Consider the following 18,357-nt stretch of genomic DNA (forward strand, 5'->3'; position numbering starts at 1 on the left):
CATGACGGTCATCCTGCTGCGGCACGGGCGCTCGACGGCGAACACCTCCCGGGTCCTCGCCGGACGCACCCCCGGCGTCGAACTCGACGAGGTCGGCCATATCCAGGCCAAAGGCCTCGTCGCGCGGCTCGCCGGCCTCACCATCGCCGAGATCGTGCACTCGCCGCTGCTGCGCTGCCACCAGACGGTGACGCCCCTCGCCGCCGACCGCGGCCTGACCCCCCTCGTCGAAGACCGCCTCGTCGAGGTGGACTACGGCCGGTGGACCGGCCGCGAACTCGGCGAACTCCTGCAGGAACCGCTGTGGAAGGTGGTCCAGCAACACGCCTCGGCCGCCGTGTTCCCCGACGGCGAAGGCCTCGCGCAGGTCCAGGCCCGCGCCGTCACCGCCGTCCGCGAACACGACAGCCGTCTCGCCGCCGCCCACGGCGGTGACGTCGTCTGGATCGCCTGCACCCACGGCGACGTCATCAAGTCCGTCCTCGCCGACGCGCTCGGCACGCACCTCGACGGCTTCCAGCGCATCGTCGCCGAGCCCGCATCCCTGAGCGTCGTCCGCTACACCGAGACCCGTCCGTTCGTGCTGCGCGTCAACGACACCGGCGCGGACCTGTCCGGGCTCGCACCGCCCGCCCAACCGGCGCCCGTGCCCGGCGGGGAGGTGGCCCCACGCGGCGGATAATGGGGGAGCGACACCGGATGGATACGACAACGAGGAGGTGCGATGGCCCGCGCGATACATGTCTTCCGGACCCCGGACCGGTTCGTCGCCGGCACCGTCGGTGAACCCGGCGACCGGGTGTTCTATCTGCAGGCCGTGCACGCCTCCCGGGTGGTGAGCGTGATGCTCGAGAAGCAACAGGTGCAGATCCTCGCCGACCGCATGGGCCTGCTGCTCGAGGAGGTGCATCGCCGCTTCGGCACCGACCTGCCCGAGGACCCGGATGTCGACATCAGTCCGCTCGTCACCCCCATCGACGCGGAGTTCCGCGTCGGGACCATGGGGCTGGGCTGGGACGCCGACAGCGGCAACGTCGTCGTCGAACTGCTCGCCGTCACCGACACCGAAGTCGACGAGTCCGTCGTCCTCGACGACGCCGAGGAAGGCCCGGACGCCGTCCGTGTCTTCCTCACCCCCCAGCAGGCCCGCGACTTCGCCGCCCGCTCCGAACTCGTCGTCGCCGCCGGCCGCACCCCGTGCCCGCTGTGCGGCGAACCGGTCGGCGGCGGCCACATCTGCGTCCGCACCAACGGGTACCTGCGCACCGAGGGCTTCGACCCGGCCGCCTGGCTCGGCGAGGAGACCTGACCCGGTGGGCAGCCCCGACGTCCGCACCGTGCTCACGGACGGCGAGCTCACCGTGGTCGGCCGCGTCGTCCACGCCAGCAACGCCACCCTCGTGTGCGACGCCACCCTCGGCGCGACCATCGTGCGCTGCGTGTACAAACCCGTCCGCGGCGAACGGCCTCTGTGGGACTTCCCCGACGGCACCCTCGCCGGCCGGGAAGTCGCCTCCTTCCTCGTCTCCGAAGCCCTCGGCTGGGGCGTGATCCCTACCACCGTGCTGCGCGACGGACCCTTCGGGACCGGCATGGTGCAGCAGTGGATCGACACCCCCGAGCCCACCGATCCGCCCGACCCCACGGGCCGTCTCGACCTGGTCGACCTGTGCCCGATCGACGCGGTCCCCCCCGGCTGGCTGCCCGTCCTGCGTGCCCGCGACCTCGACGGCACCGACGTCGTCCTCGTCCACGCCGACGACCCGCGCCTGCAGCGCATGGCCGTGCTCGACGTCGTCCTCAACAACGCCGACCGCAAGGGCGGGCACGCCCTCGAAGGCGTCGACGGCGGCGTGTACGGCGTCGACCACGGCATCTGCCTGCACCAGGAGAACAAGCTGCGCACCGTGCTGTGGGGCTGGGCCGGCAGCCCGATCGACCCGTCGCTCCTGGTCGACCTCGACAAACTCGCCCGCGAACTCGACGGCGAACTCGGGCGGCAGCTGGGCACGTACATCACCGACCGCGAGGTCGCCGCCCTGCGCGCCCGCATCGCCGCCCTGCTCCACCGCCCCGTCATGCCCCGCCCCGTCGGCGAGCGGCGCATCCCCTGGCCGGCGTTCTGAGGACCCGGCCTCCGTCCGGAGCGCCCCGCGCCCTCCACTAGGCTCGTGCGCATGCTGTCATGGTCCGACATCGCGCTCCCGTCCGTCCCCGGCCAGGGCCCCCCGCTGCGGCTCTACGACACCGCGGACCGCGCGGTCCGCCCCGTCACCCCGGGTCGCACGGCCACGATGTACGTCTGCGGCATCACCCCCTACGACGCCACCCACCTCGGCCACGCCGCCACCTACCTCGCCTTCGACCTGGTCCATCGGGTGTGGCGCGACGCGGGCCACGACGTGCACTACGTCCAGAACGTCACCGACGTCGACGACCCGCTGTTCGAACGCGCCGCCCGCGACGGCGAGGACTGGATCGTGCTCGGCATGCGCGAGACCGCGCTGTTCCGCGAGGACATGGAGGCGCTGCGCGTCCTGCCGCCCCGCGACTACATCGGCGCCGTCGAATCCGTCGGTGAAGTCGTCGAACTGGTCGAGAAACTCGTCGCCTCCGGCGCCGCCTACATCGTCGACGACGCCGAGTACCCCGACGTGTACTTCCGCGCCGACGCCACCGAGCAGTTCGGCTACGAGTCCGGCTACGACCGCGCCACCATGGAACATTTCTTCGCCGAACGCGGCGGCGACCCCGACCGCCCCGGCAAACGTGACCCGCTCGACGCGCTGCTCTGGCGCGCGCAGCGGCCCGGCGAACCGGCCTGGCCGTCCCCGTTCGGCGACGGCCGCCCCGGCTGGCACATCGAATGCGCCGCGATCGCCCTCAACCGGATCGGCAGCGGCTTCGACGTCCAGGGCGGTGGCAGCGACCTGATCTTCCCGCACCACGAGTTCTCCGCCGCCCACGCCGAGGCCGTCACCGGCGAGCGCCGCTTCGCCCGGCACTACGTGCACACCGGGATGATCGGCCTCGACGGCGAGAAGATGTCCAAGTCCCGCGGCAACCTCGTCTTCGTCTCCAAACTCCGCGGCCAGGGCGTCGACCCCGCCGCCATCCGACTGGGTCTGCTCGCCGGGCACTACCGCACCGACCGGGCCTGGACCGACCAGGTCCTCGCCGACGCCCAGGCCCGCCTCGCCCTGTGGCGCGACGCCGCGGCCCTGCCGTCCGCGGCTTCGGTCGACGACACCGTCGCCCGGCTGCGCCAGCACCTCGCCGACGACCTCGACACGCCCAAAGCCCTCGACGCACTGGATGCGTGGGCGAAGTTCGCGGTCGAGCGCGGCGGCGACGACCCCTCGGCGCCCGCCGTATTCGCGGACGCCGTCGACGCCCTGCTCGGCATCCCACTGCGCTGACCGCTGGTGCGTGGTTTCGGTAGTGCCGGCTACCGGAACCACACACGAGGCGGTCACGCCAGCAGCGCGCGAATGTCGTCGGCGGTCAGTGCCGACGAGGATGTCTCGCCGTCGTCGACGACGGAGGAGAACAACTCCGACTTGCGTAGCTGCAGCGCCCGGACCTTCGCTTCGATGGTGTCGCCGGCGATCAGCCGGTACACCATGACGTAGCGGGTCGGTCCGATCCGGTGGGTGCGGTCGATCGTCTGGGCCTCGGCCGCGGGATTCCACTACGGGTCGAGCAGGAAACAGTAGCCCGATTCCACCAGATTCAGACCGAACCCACCGGCCTCGAGGCTGATGTGGAATACCGGCTCCGCCCCGTCCTTGAATGCGTCGAGGACCTTGCCGCGCTGTCGGGTCTTACCGTCGAGGTAGAGCATTCGATGCCGACTGCGACGAGCCGGTCCCGGACCCGGGTGAGGAAGCCGGTGAACTGGCTGAACACCAGTGCGCGGTGCCCGCCGGCGACCACGCCGTCGAGCTGCTCGAACAGTGCATCGACCTCGGCCGATCCGACCTTCGCGTGCGTGTCGTCGACCGGCGCCGCATCGAGGCTCGTCTGCCGCAGCACCGTCGGCGACCGCAGGATGGTGATGCGGTTGCGGTCCAGGTCGTCGACGAGACCGAGGATCATCTGCCGTTCGCGCTGCAACCGCCGGTCGTGGAGGGCGCGATGTTTCGGGGCGAGGTCCACCTCGAGGATCTGCTCCTGCTTGTCTGGCAGATCCACCGCGACCTGTTCCTTGGCGCGGCGCAACATCGACGGCCTGATCCGTTGCCGCAGTTGCGCGAGCAGCTCGAGGCTACTGCCGCTCTCGATGGGTTTGCGGTAGAAGTCCGGGAACTTGGTGGGGCTGGGGAACAGGCCCGCCGCGGTGATCGACAGCAGCGACCACAACTCCATCAGGTTGTTCTCCGCACGCTGGTTCGCCGACCGAGCCATGAAACGTGGCTTCGCGGTCGCGGAGGTGCGGTTGCGGGGGACTGGGTGGACGCGTCGGCATCGCGCCGCGGGCTCAGGAACAGCCCAGCGACATCGCCGTCGGCAGAACATCGCGAGAATATCCGGCGATTCGGCTGGTGTAGGCCGCTTGACCGGCACCCGACATGAGAGGGCGTATCGCCGAGGGCGTATCGCCGAGGGCGTGCTCAGGCACTGGTGTTGTAGGCGGTGCGCGCGGCCCGGACCAGATCCCGCACCGCGCTCGAGGAGGTGTGGTCGAGGTTCAACGGTGGTGCCCACTGCCCGATGACAGCGGGTTCGACCGCGGCCGGCTGCGGGTGTTCGCACCACGACAGTCGCAGGTGGGCGTGCATCCAGGCGGTCAGCCGGGCCTCGTCCTCGCGAACGAGTACGACCCGGTCGGTGCGCTCGGTGCGGTAGCGCTGTTCGTCGAGCAGCAGGCCGGCGAGGGTGCGGCGCAGCGTGGAGCTGCCGCTGCGCCGCAGATGATTGGCGGTGATCCGGCGTCGCAGGTTCGAGGCGATCCCGACGTACAGCAGCCGCAGATTCGTCTCGCCGGGGTGGGTAGGGCCGGGCAGCTGCGGCAGCACCGCCGGGTCTGTCCACCACGCATACAGCCCTGCCGATTTCGGCAGCGCGGTCAGCTCGTCGAGCCGGTGAGGGGCGGTGCCCAGTGCGGTGATCACAGCTGCCGGATCGAGGAAGTCGAAATCGGTCATCGAGGGTGCTCTTTCGTCCGCGCCTCGGCCTTGGTCGACGGATTGTCGAGCAGCACCAGCACCCGCGCGTCGATGCCGCCCTGGTCGGGATCGACATAGGGGACATGTCCATGCGGCAGGTTCATCGACTCGGCGATCCGGTCGGCCAGATCGTTGAGCGGCTTGACATGAGGTTCGCGAATCCGCGCCATCTTCGCGGCGACTGCAGGGTCGGCGTTCCGTCCGTTCGGCATGCGACAGACCATGACACATCGGGCCGACAAGCCTTCGTCCGAACCAACGAATGCGCCCCGCATATCGGCGGCGGCAGGCGACCATCCGGCGAGTTCGACCGCGGCAAACTCGCCGGATGCGTACTCATATCGACGGGTTCCGTTCCGTCGCATTACGTACCGCCGCGCCTGCAATCTCGACATATGATCGATTCCGGCCAGGGGCTCTGCGTCTGGGCCGAACCTTACGGACGCTACCGACGATGTCCCGACCGTGGCGGGGGTCGGCGAGGTTGCCCCAGCCGTCGCTTCGCGGGATTCGGGGGTGGTGAGACTGGTGCATCTTTCCGGGGAGGGGGTGCCACTGGTTCCACCGGCCACCCCGCACCACGGAGCCTGTTACTCGCGGCCCTTGGGCGCCGGTGGATCGGTCCTGCACGACCGGCAGGACGAGTGCACGAGCGTCCCGTGCGGCCCGTACTCGGTTTCGGAAGCCAGTGTGTCCGAGGCGATCACACGCTTGTCGCCGTACCTGCCGGTGAGTGCGGACAGGAGTGCCATTGCGCGCCGACCGGCCAGCTCCTCGGCGTGCCCGTCGACCCTGATCCGACAGCGCGCAGTGCCGCCGATCGGGTGGCGACGAGATCCTCCGAATCCGGCCCGGTGCTCCTCCGAATATCCGCCACAGTCAGGAGTTTCGACTCGGGTATCGGCGGGCCTGCGGTCCGCGCCGCGACGTCAGCGGCAGAATCCGAGGGTAGCGGAACATCGAGAAAAACAGAAAGCTACCTGATCTCACGGACTCGACCACCCCCACAACCCCACAGCCAGGACCCACGCGCGCATCAGGGCAGAGGTGGATCCGCCGACCCCCGCACCGATCAGGGAGCGCCCGCACCCCTACGCGAACTCGAGCGCCCCCTCCACCGCCACCGGTACCCGCCGCGTGCCCGGCGACCCCAGGGCGGCGGCCAGATCGGAGCCGTCGTGCTCGGCGAGCAACCCGCCCTCCGACCACACCAGCAGCGTCGCCCCGACCGTGTGCTCGGCCACCGAATGCGCCAGATCGTAGTGCGCGCACGCCGGCACCCCGGCATAGGTGATCCACAGGTCGTAGCCGGTCATGAACAGATCCAGATCGAACTGCACACTCAACCCCAGCAACTCCGCACGCCCGTTGTCGTCCACCCCGGCGAACGCCTCGTCCAACGCCAGCAACCGCGGCGCCTGCGGATCCGCCGAATCCAGCATCACGTGCGCCGCCGCGAACAACGGCAGATGCAGCGACACCGACTGCTCACCCCCCGACAACGCCGAATGCCGCGCCACCGTCAACCGATCCTCCGTGCCGTCCGCGCCGATCAACCCGAACGAGAACACCCGCCACCGCCGGTAGTCCAACGTCGTCGCCAGGATCTCCGGATACGACCGCTCCGGATGCGCCGCCCGCTCCGCCCGGATCCGCGCCGCGAAATGCGCCCGCACCCGCGCCAGCTCCTCCGGCCCCAGCGCCGACACCTCCCGATCCAGCAGCCGGCACACCGCCCGCGCCTCATCATCGAGATGATCGGCCAGCACCCACCGCACTCCCACCGTCGTCCCCGACGACATGCGCCGCTGCCGCATCTCCGCCCCCATCCGGGCGATCAGCTCCCGCGCGTCCTCGGTGCGCTCGTGGATCTGCTGCGCCAACCCCGCCAACAACGCATCCTCGAGGATGCGCCGCTCCGCGTCGGTCAACAGCAACTCCTGCTCCCGCCGCGCCGCCCCGATCCGCACCGCGAACTCCGCCACCGACGAGAACCCCTGCTCGTCCTGCACCCGCACCACCGTCAACCCCTCCGGCGCATCCCACTGCAGCCGATAGTCCTGACCGGCCGCCGCGAGCTGACCGTCGAACTCCTGCAACGCCGCCGTCAACGCCGACCGAGCCGCCTTGCGGGCCCCGTCCCCGCCCTTGACCGTCGCCGTCGCCGCCGACAACGCCGCGTACAGCGCCCCCACCGCCGCGGGCACCGCAGGCACATCCCCGTCCGCCCGCGCGAGCCGAGCCACCACCTGCTCCGGCGCCGGCCACTCCACTGCCGCCGACAGCCACCGCAGCTCCTCCGAGATCCCCAGCAGCGCCAGCACATCCGGCCGCGCATACGGCGCCAGCTGCGCCGCGTCGGCCCGCGTCTCGGTCAACGCCGACCGCAGCGCCTGCTCCGCCGCGGCATGCGCCGCCTCCGCCTTCCCGAGCTGCTCGACCGCGTCGTCGTGCGCGCGGCGCGCGGCGCGTTGCTCCGCCCGCGCCGCCTCGATCCGTTCGCGGGCCTGCGCGAGCTGCACGTCGATCTGCTGCGCGTCGGCGCCCAACGCCTCACGCAGTGTCGCCAGCCGCTGCTGCTGCTGCCGCAGCGACTCCTCGGCCGTGACCGCCCGTTCGGCGGACGCACCGGCCGCCGCCCGGGTGTCGTCGCGCCGCACCTGCGCCTCCCGCGCCCCCTCGGCCGCCGCGACCCGCTCCCGCCGGGCGCGCAACACCGCCTGGCCCTGCGACTCGAAGAACCGAATCGCCGCCGCCAGCTGCTCGAGCTTGCGGGTCGTGTGCGGCGCCCGGTGCCGGGCCGCCACCGACCGCACCTGCCGCTCCTTCACGGAACATTCGGCGATCACCTGATCGAGGTCCCGGTCTGCCGCGGCCGCAGCCTCCCCGGCGGTGCGCAGCGCCCCCGCGCACTCACTGACCTTCCGCAACGCCGCGAGTACCGCGCCGGTGCGCGGCACCGCCGACGCGGCCCGATCCAGCCGCGCCAGCCGTTCGCCGACCGCCACCCGCGCCGACTCCGCGTCCGCCATCCGCGCCCGCCCCGCGGCGATCTCCGCCTCGAGCTCGGACGATCGCAGGTGCCGGCGACGGGCCCGCGCGGTCGCCCCGATGTACTCGGCCTGCGCCTTCGTGTGCCGACCCAGCTGCACCCCCTGCCGGTAGCCACCGCGCTCGTCGACGCCCGGGCCGGTCTCGTCCGTCACCGCATCCGGCACCGCGACGGACGCCAGCACCTCCCGCACCCGCTCGGCCGGCACCCCGGTGTCCGGTTCCACGACCAGCACGTCGGCCAGCGTCCGGCCCGCGGGCCGCTGCGCCGGCGGCGCCGGCACCAGCACCGCGGCCCCCGCGGGCGCGTCCTCCGCTCCGCCGCACACCCAGCCCGTCAACAGGTTCGCCGCCTCCAGCGCAGCCTCGAGCCCCGCGGCCGCCTCGGCGCTGACCGCGTCCGCGAACCGCACCAGACGCCACAGCGGCGCTCCCGGCGTGCCGGTAGGTGTGGTCGACGCGGGGAACGCCGGGGGAGCGTCGTCGCGCTCGGACTCGATCATGTCCCGTTCGGCCTGCAGCAGCGCGATCCGCTCCTGCTCGTCTGTGATTTCCGCGTCCAGGCCGCGGCGGCGGAACCGCAACTCCTCGACCATCGGCGCCGTGCGCTCGGCCAGCACCGCCGCCGGTGTCGCCGCCTCGTCGTCACCGGCCGCCGCGATCGCCGCCCCCAGCGCCTCGAACAGCTCCTCCGGCCCGTCGACTGCCGACCACGCGTCCCGATGGCCGGTCCACCACTCACGCAACAGGTTCGACGCCTCCGCGCGGGCCGACTCCACCGCCGCGTCCGCCGCGTCCACCGCCACCCGGGCCGACTCGAGCTGCGCGCGGGCGCGCTCGGCCGCCGCCTCCGCCCGCACCCGCGCCGCCGACGCCCCTTCGGCGGCCGCCACCGCGGTCCGCACCGCTCGCACATCCGCGGCCCGTTCCTCCGCGCACGCGGCGACCCTCGTTGCGATCTGTTCACCGCGGGTGTCCTCGGCCGGCACCGTCCACTCGATGCCCGCATCGCGCGCCGCCGCGGCGAGCGCGTCCTCGGCGCGGTGCGCGGCGGCCGCCGCGTCCACGGCCGCCTCCGCTGCCCGTCGCGCTTCCTCCTCGCGTTGTGCCAGCTCCACCTGCGCGCGCTGCGCCTGCTCTGCCTGCCCGGCCGTGGTGCGCTCGAGATCCGCCACCACCTGCGCCAGATCGTCGAGCTGCTGCTTGCCCTCGTACGCGCTCGACCGCTGCAGCGCCTCGAGCGTCGCGCGGGTCTGCTCGAGGTCCCGCTCGGCGACCTCGAGCCGCTCGAGGGTCAGCGCCCGCTCCGCACCGGCCCGATCGAACGCCGCCACCGACGCCGTCCACTCCGAGGTGCCGGCGTCGACCGCCGCCAGCCGGGCCCCGAGCCGGTCGACGTCGGCGCGAGCCTGCTGACCCAGGTAGGTCGTATACACCCCGACGAACCGCTGCGCCGCGTCGTCTGCCGCCGCCAACGATTCCAGCGTGCGGGACACCTCCTCCATGTCGGCGAACGACCGCGCCGCCTCGAGCACCAGCTGCTCGTCGAGCGGCCGCAGCCCGTCGGTCAGCGCCTGCGACAGCCCCTTCGGATCCAGATTCTTGGCCAGCTGCGGCCGGCGCAGCGTCAGGATCAGGTTGATCAGCTGCTCGTAACGCTCGATCCCGAGCCCGAACAACCGCGCGTCGATCGCCGCCCGGTAGTCCACCGGCCGGTCCGTGACCGCATCGGCACCGACCTCCTCGATCAGCTGCCGCCGCGTCAGCGGACGATCGACCTCGTCCAGCAGCGAGAAGTCCACACCGACCCGGCCGTCGACGACGAAGTACCACCGCGTGACCTTGTCGTTGCCGCGCGCTGCGCGCATCCCGACCCCCACGGTCACCGCTTCCGGATCGTCCCGGCGCCCGCGGCAGAACTCCATCCACACATACGAATACGCACTGTCCTGCCCCTGATACAGCAGGTTGGACCGCATCGTGCGCTCCTCGCCGGCGAACGGGTTCAGCCGTCGCGGCTCGATGCGTCCGTCGAAGACGAACGGGAACAGGACCTCGAGCGCCTTGGTCTTGCCCGACCCGTTGGGCCCCCGCAGCACGAGCCGACCATCCGCGAACGAGAACTCCTGATCCCGGTAGTCCCACAGGTTGATGATCCCGGCACGTGTGGGCCGGAAACGGGCACTGCTCACGACATCTCCGCTTCGTTCGAATCCTCGCCGGCCAGTGCGAGACGCGGGTCGCGTTCACGCACCGTCACCACCACGCCCCGGAACCGGGCCAGCGCCGGCAACGCCAGCACCCCGCCGGGCACCCGGGCCACCAGCCGTTGCCGCTCCAACACCGTCAGCGCCGCCTCGAGCAGGCCGGCCGGATCGGCCTGCCATTGCGCGGCGAAGGTACGGCCGAACTCGTCGGCCAGCTTCGCCGCCGTCTCCGCCAGCCAACTGTCCTCGACCAGCGGATGCGTCGGCGCCGGCTGCGGCACCGGCGGCGCCTCCGCCGGAGCCGCGTCACCTGCCAGGGACGCGAACACCCCGGCCGCCGGGATCGCGGCGTCCAATCCCGCCTCGAGCTCCGCCTCCGGGTCCGCCGGCCTCGGCCACCGCACCGGTTCCGACCCCGGCTCCGACACCCGCGCGCAGATCTCCCCGGCCAGCAACAACGCCACCTGCGGAACCGTCCCCACCCCCGGAAAACGCAGATCCGACATCCGCCCCGACGAGTCCACCAGCGCGACGCCCTCCGCGCGGCGCTCGGCCACCAGCCCCGTCAACAGCTCGATCCCCGCGGTCGTGCGCGGCAGCGCCAGCTGCAGCCGCTCCTCGTCGTCGAGTTCCTCGGCATACACCACCGGCCGCTGCACCAGCGCCCGGCGCACCCGCCGCGCCACCTCCGCGGTGCCCACGCTCCGGCCGCCGTCGGGGCGGTCACCGGCGGTCAGCAGGCCCCGCACCGAGTGCAGGTGCTGCAGCGCGCGCGGCGGCCGGAACAGCGCCGCCACCACGGGCCGGTCGATGTCGTAGAGGGCCTCACCCCGGTCCGGGTCCGACACCCACCCGCCGGCGTCGCCGTCCGCCAGCGCGATCGCCCCTCGCGCCGCCAGCCACGCCACCGCGTCGACGAACGCGTCCCGGTCCGTCGCCCGCTCGGGAGCCAGTTCGACCCCGGGCACCTGCCCGGCCTCGGACGCGACCTGCTCGGCCAGCTCCGACAGGGTGATCTGCCCCCCTGCGCGTCCCAGCGCCGCCAGCGCCAGCGCCAGATATGCGTACCGGCGACGGTCGAAGGGCCGGTCGGTCACCGAGCGCGCGCCGCCCCCTGGATCGAGCCGGTCGGCGACGGTGAACAACCGTGCGGTCGTCTCGGTCACCTCGAGCCGGTACCCGAACAACTCGAGCAGGTCCTCGCGCAGCTCCGTCGCCCACCGGCGCAGCAGCGGCAGCGCGGCCCGGTCGGGGTACCGGGTGGTCACCAGGTGGTGCGACAGGATCAGCCGCGCCGCCCGCTGATAGGAATCCCGGTCGAGCGGCGAGATCCGCCGGGCTCTCACTGCACGCTCACCCGCAACCCGTCCAGATGCAGCCGGCCCCGCGCCGTCCGGACCACGGTGCCCTCCGGGGCCGGGCTCAGCGTCAGCCGCACTCCGTTCTGGGTGCCCGTCGCACCCGGCACGGTGCCGCTGACCGGAACCCGCGCCGACAGCGCCGCGTCGAGCAGACCCAACAGCACCTCGGTCTCCGGCTCGGACAATTCCCGCTCGTCCACGCCGCCCGCCGCGAGGGAGCGTGCCGCCTCGGCGCGCGCCCGCTGCGTCGCCAACTGCCGCTCTCGCAACCGCCGGATCCCGGATTCGTTGCGCTGCACCCGCGCCGGTGCTCCCGCCGACGGGGTACGTCCGGTCTCGGCCAGCGTCCGGGCGATCGGCACGGGCGGCGCGTCCCACCACGACGTCGTCACCGGGACCGTCTCCGGGTCGGGATGCACGACGGAGAAGTGCCGCGGGCGGCCCAGGTCGAACACCGCGTCGAACAGCGCGTGCGCCGACTGCTCGTCCGGCGCGGCCGCGAACCAGCCGGCCAGGTGCCGCAGTTGCGACTCCCGGCTCACCCCGCCACGGCGGGTCTCCGTCAATCGCCGCAGCAGTGCCAGCACCGCGGCGATCGCGCTCATCGTGCCCTCCCGTAGCCGCTCCGACTCGCTCGGCACGTCGGCGGCGCCGACGAACCACCGTTCGAGGCCGCGCCACCGGGCCCGCCAGTCCGCGTGCCGCTCGGGCACGGGCATCAGCACCCGCTCGTCGTGCGCGGCGGCGAACCCCAGCATGCGGTCGATCCCGGTCTCCCGCACCCGCGTCAGCGCCGCCGCGAGTTTGGGTCCGTAGCGGGCCAGGTCGGTGCTGAACTCCCGCATGTGGGCCAGCACCGCATCCTTGTGCGCCAGGAACGATTGGGGTGTGACCTCGGTGGTGCGCACCAGGTCGCCGAGCATCAGGTAGAACCCGGCGGCCCGCTCGGCCATGTCCGACAACGTCGTGTCCAGTCGCGACAGTTTGCGGTGGACGAGCTCGCCGTCCCCGGCGTCGTTCGCCGCCGCCAGCTCGGTCAGGTCGGCCAGCAGATCCGCCAGCGCGAGACGTGACAGCGACGCGTCCTCGCCGCGCGCGCTCAGCACCTCCTCCACGGCGCGGAAGGCGTGGTAGCCGGCGCGGCCGAACTGATACACGTAGTGCCGGTTGCGGTACTCGGCCAGCGACGCCGCCCGGGTGCCGTCGTAGCTGCGTTCGAGCACCCCCCAGGCGTGCAGCTGCTCGAGTAGGGGCGCCACGTCCTGGGCGGACAGTGCCGCCGCCGGATCCGTCGAGCCGGTCCGCTCGAGTATCGTCCCGACCTCGGCGGCGTGCAGCAGCACGACGTAGTTGGCCCGAGCGATATCGAAAGCCCGCAGTACCCAGAAGTATTCGGCCCGCTTCTCGGCCGTGGCGAACGAGAACAACCGGAGCCGGTCGTCGGCCACTCCGGACCCCGGTTCGGTGTGCCCGACGGGCGGCTGCGTTTCGTTCACCGTGACAGGGTAGGCGGGGACGGCTGCCGGGCTGCGCAACCCCCGGTGCCGTGCCTGCCACACCGGCGGCGGGGGAGGGGAGACCGGCCGACGACAGTCGCCGGTGACCGTGGTCGGCCGGAGGGAGCAGGCGGCCGGATGCAGACGGATGCTGCCTGTCGGCGCCGGGTCCCGCAGGATTTTTCTGGGACCGTTCAGAATTTCGACGGTTGTTGCCGGACTACCGGGTCAGCGCTTGTCGTCCGGCGTCCGGGGCGGGTCCTCGCCCTGGCGGCCGGTCCCAGCCGCGCGTGCCGCGTCCAGCTCGGTGCGCAGGCGATCGCGCTCGCTGCGGAGCGGGGCGACCTCGGCACGGAGCTCGGCGACCTCGGCGCGGAGCTGGGTGATCTCGGCGCGCAACTCGTCGCCGCGGTCCCGGGCCGCGGATTCGGCGGCCTGGGCTGCCGCCGCGGTGACGCGCGCCTGTTCCAGCGCGCCGCGCAGGTCCTCCACCCGGGTGCGCTCGGTGGTGAGTTCGGCGTCGAGTCGGGCCAGCGCCGCGGCGGCGGCCGCTGCCTCCTTCTCGGCAGCGGCTCGGGTGCGGGTCAGATCCTCGCGTAGGGTCTCGAGTTCCGGTTCGAGCCGGGCGAGCTGTTGTTGCCGTTCGGCGAGGGTGGAGCGGTAGCCGGCGACCTCCTCCGCGTGTGCCTTGTCGGTGGCGTCGATCCGTTCCTGCCAGCTGCGCAGGGTGTCGGCATGCTCCTCGGCGGCATGTGTCAGCTCGGTCCGGTGCGCAGTTTCGAGTTCCGCGACCTGGGTCTCGTGCGCCGCGCGGGCGTCCGCGAGTTCCCGGTCGACGGCCTCGACGGCTGCCTCCGCGTTGTCCCGGTCCTCGGTGGCCTGGGCGAGTTGCTCCCGTAGACGGGCGATGCGAGCGTCCGCGTCGGCCTTCACCTTGGCCAGCTCGGTGCTCGCGCGGTTCATCTGCGCTTCCAGGGCGTCCGCGTCGGTGAGCTTGTCGACCGCGGCCGTGATCTGCGCCGCGACCGCGCCGTACTGCTCGAGTGATGTCGCCGCGAGCGTGCGCAGCGCGGAGACCGCCGAGGTGAGGTTCGCGGCGGCCTCGGCCGGGCCCGGGGGAGTGCTCAGCTCCGCGAGCGTCGCCGCCTCCTTCTTCTGCCGTTCCCGTTCCCGATAGGCACGCACCCGATCGGCGGCCGACGCGTACTTGCGCGGCCTGCCGGGTCGTGGGCGCTCGTCGGGCGCGGATTCGCCGGTATTCGACTCGTTCATCGGTCCTCGTCTCGGTGGGGTCGGTGCGTTGCTGTGAGCAGAGCTTCGGGGGAAGCACCCGAAGCCGGTAGCTCAGAATCGGTGACGAACGGAAACAAAGAGTTATCCGAACTCAACTCGTGCCTACTCCCGCGACGCTCAGGACACACCCCGAACACTTCCGACGGGGGCATCCGGCGATACGCGACACCCTTCGAACGTTACTAGAAATGAAACAAAATACGAAACGTATTGTTATTAAATTAAAGGGCAGTTAGTCGGTCCAGGTGAACTGACCAGATGCCGGGGAGATACGGGAATCGTTACCGAGGCAACGCCTGAGCGGGTTGTTGGAGACGCATATATGCGCATGTATCAATGTCCGAGGGTTGATCGTCATAATTCCCGCTTATAGTGAGTCAGGCGCCCGCGGGTGGGCGAAAAGTGGGAGATGCCGTGCCGGGGTTCGGCGGCGGTCCTCGAGTACCCCGGGGGCGGGGCGCGCGGGGGTGACTCGCTACGAATCACACTGGTGCGAAACAAGTTTCGTGGACATTCGGGCGCGAAAGTGCGCTCGTTCGCCCTGCTTGCCGAACAGGCTGAGGAACTCGACCGGTTCGGCAACGGCGGCGCCGAACCAGTGCGGCACGCGAGTGTCGAACTCGGCCGCCTCCCGGGCGAGAGAACCAGGTCGTGCTCACCCAGGACGAGCCGTAGCCGCCCGTTGAGGACGTAGATCCACTCGTACCCCTCGTGGGTCCGGGGTCGTGGCGGTGGAGACAATCGACGACCACCTCGCGGGGGTACGGCTGCGTGGGGATCGGACGATCGCCCGGGAGGCACTGGTGGTGGCGCCGCGGATGGTGGTGCGCGCCGAGTTCCTCGCGCCGCTCGGAGTGCGGCCGACGGAGCATCCCGCCGGGGTGGGACAGCACATTCCGGCGGACACGACCGGTCGCACCGACGTCCCCGGCGTCTGGGTTGCCGGCAACGTCACCGATCCCGCCGCCCAGGTGGGTGCGGCCGCGGCGGCAGGCGCGGCCGTCGCCGCCCGGATCAACGCGGACCTGGTCGCCGAGGAGACACGGCAGGCGGTCGACGCCTGGCGTGCCCGAGTCCCGGGCCCGTCGCACACGCCCGTGCGCTGACCGGCGGGCACAGCCGATGCCCCGGTCCGAGCGACCCACGCCGCGCCGGACAGGACGCGCCGGCCGGTGGCACCGACGCGAGGTGCGCGGTCGACGCGTATCCTCCGTTCGCGAAGGGTCGGGCATGAGGAGTGGTGTCACCGTGACGAATCAGTTGCCGGGCAACGATTCCCCCGAGGCGCCACTGCCTGCGCCGGTGCTTCCCCCCGGTGTGGAGGAGGCGATGCGCCGCCTCCGCGCCAAGGCCGCCTCGGAGAACACCCGCGCCGCCGTGACCAGCGACTGGAGCAAGTTCGCCCGGTGGTGCGACTCCGTCGGTCACGTTCCGCTCCCGGCGGCGCCCGACCTCGTGGGCTGGTACCTGACCGAGAAGTCGAGCGAACTGCGACCCGACGGACGTTGGGCGTACGCCCCGTCGACCCTCGCGCGATGGGTCGCGACGATCAACAAGATGCACGCCTTGGCGGGGCTGCCGAGGCCGGGACATCACGAGGCGGTGCGGGACGTGGTGCGGGGCATCCGGCGGACCCGTGCGGCGCCGCCAGCCCGCCGCACACCCTTGCTCACCGACGACATCCGGGCGATCGTCGGAGCGATGCGCGCCGCCGCCACCGAGTGGCCGGATCGGGTAGCCGAGCGCCGCGACTCCGCCCTGCTGCTGCTGGGGCTCGCCGGTGCGATGCGTCGGTCGGAGCTGTCCGCACTCACCACGTCCGATGTCGTCGCCCATCGGTCCGACGGGTTGTACGTGACGATTCGTCGTTCGAAGGCGGATCGGGACGCGAACGGACGGACCGTCACGCTCCCGTACGGGCGGGATCCGCAGACCTGCCCAGTGTGCGCCTACCGGCGTTGGCGCGAGGTACTCGACGTGTGGGACGCGGTCGGTGGGGTGGCGGTGCGGGAACTGGTGAGCGAAGAGTGTGCCGTCGGCGACGAGCACTGCTGCCGCGGTGTGGCGCCGGGGACGGGGAGTGGGGAACGGCCTCTGTTCCGCACGATCCACCGCACTGGCACCGTCGGCAGCGGCGCCCTGAGCGGGCAGTCGGTGCACTCGATGATCCAGCGTCGGGCGCGGCAGGCGGGGTTCGCGGCCGAGGTGGTCGCCACCCTGGGCGGACACAGCCTGCGCGCCGGGTTCGTCACTCAGGCCGTCCGCAACGGGGCCACGACCCAGACGATCATGACGCAGACGGGGCATGCCGACGAGCGGATGGTGGCGCTCTACAGCCGTCAGCACGCCGGGCTCGTCGGCAACGCCGTCACCGTGCTCGGCCTCTGACCCCGTTCAGGTGCGCCCGACGGGCCGGCGCCACGCGCTCGGGTCGGCGGTGAGCGCCGCGAGCAGGTGTTCGGCGGCGTTCGGATTGCGGAACGGGCCGGCCAGCAGGTCCGCATACACCTGGGACGGTGCCGCGAAGCGCAGTCCGTCGCGCCGCTGCATCCGCTCGAACACCACCGACGACCACGGCGTGGCCACCACGACGTCGGCGCCGCGGTCGATCGGGCGCAGACCCAGGGCCTGGGCGAACGTGTCCGGGTCGTCGGCGTACACCTCGAGGACCTCGGCGCCCGCGTAGTCGGTGGCCCCGAGGCCGGTGATCGCATAGCTCAGATCGAGCGGTTCGGAAAGGTCGGCCCGTACCGTGCCGATGCCGTCAGGTGCGGCGAATCCCCTTGTGACGCAGGGTTTACGGTCCGCAGCCCACGCGCGCAGCATCTTCTCCCAGTGCACCATCGTGATCGGACCGCGCGGAATGCGGCGGATCAGTTCCCGCTCCCCGAGGACCTCGACGACACGGTAGGTGGCGCCGGTGGAGGCACCGGAGAGCCGGATCAGCTCCGGTACGGACATCTCCCCGGTGAAGTCCGCGAGCGCCCGCACCACGCGTTCGGACGGTTCACCGGTGAGCACGCCCGACGGCCGGCCGGGCCCGCGCCACGGGTCGGCGTCGGCGCCGCGGTTGCGCACCCACATCGCCGGCCGGGACGCGACGAGCGTGAGATTCCCGGTCGCGTCGGAGTACGAGATGCCGTGCTGATCGAGCTGGCGGCGCACCGGATCGGAGAGGTAGTGGGCGCACACGAATCCGCGGTCGGACTCGGACAGTTCCGCGGCGATGCGCGCGACGTCTCCGCTGAGCACGCCGCGGGACGCAATGACCGCGTACGACACCGACTCGCCGTCGGGCGCGGTCACGAGGATGCGATCGGGGGCCGCGGGGGAGCGGGGGCGGTCGGAGGTGACCGTCCAGCCCAGGGGCAGGCATGCCTCGAGCACGGCGATGGCGCGCCGGTAGATGTCGATGGGCCGCTCCGGGCGGGGGCCCGTCGCGCTGTCGGCCGGTTCTGCGAGCGGTGCGGACGCTGTCATATCCCCACGATAGATAATCGGTACGACACGGAAGCTAGACAATTTACGAATACTTCCCCTGCCGACCCCGCAACATCAGGGGAGCGGAGCGCGCTGTGACCAGGCGAGGGGTCGGAGCCACCGTCTCGTCGAGAGCGTGATTCGGTGTCGCCGGCACCATTCGAAGTGCCCTCGAAGACGTCCAGGGAGGAGGTCGAGGCGAAGGCCAGTGAACGCCCACCTGGAAGCCCACGATAAATTCCGTGCAATACGGAACTAGATAAAAAACCGAAAATTACCCCAACCGAAACCGACACCAGAG

At 71.8% G+C, this 18,357-nt stretch carries 12 protein-coding genes and 3 pseudogenes; 6 read left to right on the forward strand and 9 right to left on the reverse strand.

The annotated features are described in order from the left end of the window. The first annotated feature begins 1 nt into the window (after position 1). Genes AC2IPW_RS12455 through mshC form a run of 4 tightly spaced genes read left to right on the forward strand, consistent with a single transcriptional unit; the run spans position 2 to position 3,419 of the window. Positions 2-682, forward strand: a complete 681-nt coding sequence (locus AC2IPW_RS12455) for a histidine phosphatase family protein (protein WP_486376935.1) — start codon at positions 2-4, stop codon at positions 680-682. Between the two features lie 42 nt (positions 683-724). Next, entirely contained in the window at positions 725-1,309 is a 585-nt protein-coding gene (locus AC2IPW_RS12460) for a DUF3090 domain-containing protein (RefSeq protein WP_003934901.1), read from the forward strand. A 4-nt stretch (positions 1,310-1,313) separates the two neighbouring features. Then, positions 1,314-2,126 carry an SCO1664 family protein gene (locus tag AC2IPW_RS12465; RefSeq protein ID WP_486376936.1) on the forward strand — a complete coding sequence of 271 codons (813 nt, stop codon included), beginning with the start codon at positions 1,314-1,316 and terminating at the stop codon, positions 2,124-2,126. Between the two features lie 51 nt (positions 2,127-2,177). Further along, entirely contained in the window at positions 2,178-3,419 is a 1,242-nt protein-coding gene (gene mshC, locus AC2IPW_RS12470) for a cysteine--1-D-myo-inosityl 2-amino-2-deoxy-alpha-D-glucopyranoside ligase (protein ID WP_486376937.1), read from the forward strand. A gap of 53 nt (positions 3,420-3,472) precedes the next feature. Here the strand turns inward: mshC and AC2IPW_RS12475 are convergent. From AC2IPW_RS12475 to AC2IPW_RS12510, 8 genes and pseudogenes are all read right to left on the reverse strand, one after another. Beyond that, a pseudogene (locus AC2IPW_RS12475) lies at positions 3,473-4,380 on the reverse strand (DEAD/DEAH box helicase); the annotation flags it as partial. Positions 4,381-4,613: 233 nt separating this feature from the next. Further along, positions 4,614-5,147 (reverse strand): GIY-YIG nuclease family protein, encoded by a 534-nt coding sequence (locus AC2IPW_RS12480; protein ID WP_486376938.1) that lies wholly within the window; start codon positions 5,145-5,147, stop codon positions 4,614-4,616. A gap of 14 nt (positions 5,148-5,161) precedes the next feature. Next, positions 5,162-5,392, reverse strand: a pseudogene (locus AC2IPW_RS12485) (uracil-DNA glycosylase); the annotation flags it as partial. An 867-nt stretch (positions 5,393-6,259) separates the two neighbouring features. After that, positions 6,260-10,411 carry a TIGR02680 family protein gene (locus tag AC2IPW_RS12490; protein ID WP_486376939.1) on the reverse strand — a complete coding sequence of 1,384 codons (4,152 nt, stop codon included), beginning with the start codon at positions 10,409-10,411 and terminating at the stop codon, positions 6,260-6,262. Then, positions 10,408-11,772 carry a TIGR02678 family protein gene (locus tag AC2IPW_RS12495; RefSeq protein ID WP_486376940.1) on the reverse strand — a complete coding sequence of 455 codons (1,365 nt, stop codon included), beginning with the start codon at positions 11,770-11,772 and terminating at the stop codon, positions 10,408-10,410. The genes AC2IPW_RS12490 and AC2IPW_RS12495 overlap by 4 nt, the downstream gene beginning before the upstream one ends. Then, positions 11,769-13,235, reverse strand: coding sequence for a TIGR02677 family protein (locus AC2IPW_RS12500; protein WP_486376996.1), 1,467 nt, complete (start codon positions 13,233-13,235; stop codon positions 11,769-11,771). Before AC2IPW_RS12500 ends, AC2IPW_RS12495 begins: the two co-directional genes overlap by 4 nt. Positions 13,236-13,511: 276 nt before the next feature. Continuing rightward, on the reverse strand, positions 13,512-14,555 hold the full coding sequence (locus tag AC2IPW_RS12505) for a hypothetical protein (protein ID WP_486376941.1): 1,044 nt from the start codon (positions 14,553-14,555) through the stop codon (positions 13,512-13,514). Positions 14,556-15,051: 496 nt separating this feature from the next. Continuing rightward, positions 15,052-15,305: pseudogene (locus AC2IPW_RS12510) on the reverse strand (cupin domain-containing protein); the annotation flags it as partial. 2 nt (positions 15,306-15,307) lie between these two features. On the opposite strand from AC2IPW_RS12510, the gene AC2IPW_RS12515 reads away from it, so the two are divergent. After that, positions 15,308-15,682, forward strand: a complete 375-nt coding sequence (locus AC2IPW_RS12515) for a hypothetical protein (protein ID WP_486376942.1) — start codon at positions 15,308-15,310, stop codon at positions 15,680-15,682. A 223-nt stretch (positions 15,683-15,905) separates the two neighbouring features. Further along, positions 15,906-16,964 (forward strand): tyrosine-type recombinase/integrase, encoded by a 1,059-nt coding sequence (locus AC2IPW_RS12520; protein ID WP_486376997.1) that lies wholly within the window; start codon positions 15,906-15,908, stop codon positions 16,962-16,964. Between the two features lie 6 nt (positions 16,965-16,970). Here AC2IPW_RS12520 and AC2IPW_RS12525 read toward each other — a convergent pair whose 3' ends face one another. Beyond that, positions 16,971-18,056 (reverse strand): hypothetical protein, encoded by a 1,086-nt coding sequence (locus AC2IPW_RS12525; RefSeq protein ID WP_289382298.1) that lies wholly within the window; start codon positions 18,054-18,056, stop codon positions 16,971-16,973. Positions 18,057-18,357 lie beyond the last annotated feature (301 nt).

This window comes from Rhodococcus sp. NS-SX18, assembly GCF_057367935.1.

Bases quoted from the DNA above. Each gene is read 5' to 3' on its own strand.
- AC2IPW_RS12455 (WP_486376935.1), top strand. From the start codon at position 2: ATGACGGTCATCCTGCTGCGGCACGGGCGCTCGACGGCGAACACCTCC.
- AC2IPW_RS12460 (WP_003934901.1), top strand. From the start codon at position 725: ATGGCCCGCGCGATACATGTCTTCCGGACCCCGGACCGGTTCGTCGCC.
- mshC (WP_486376937.1), top strand. From the start codon at position 2,178: ATGCTGTCATGGTCCGACATCGCGCTCCCGTCCGTCCCCGGCCAGGGC.
- AC2IPW_RS12480 (WP_486376938.1), bottom strand. From the start codon at position 5,147: ATGACCGATTTCGACTTCCTCGATCCGGCAGCTGTGATCACCGCACTG.
- AC2IPW_RS12505 (WP_486376941.1), bottom strand. From the start codon at position 14,555: ATGAACGAGTCGAATACCGGCGAATCCGCGCCCGACGAGCGCCCACGA.
- AC2IPW_RS12520 (WP_486376997.1), top strand. From the start codon at position 15,906: ATGCGCCGCCTCCGCGCCAAGGCCGCCTCGGAGAACACCCGCGCCGCC.
- AC2IPW_RS12525 (WP_289382298.1), bottom strand. From the start codon at position 18,056: ATGACAGCGTCCGCACCGCTCGCAGAACCGGCCGACAGCGCGACGGGC.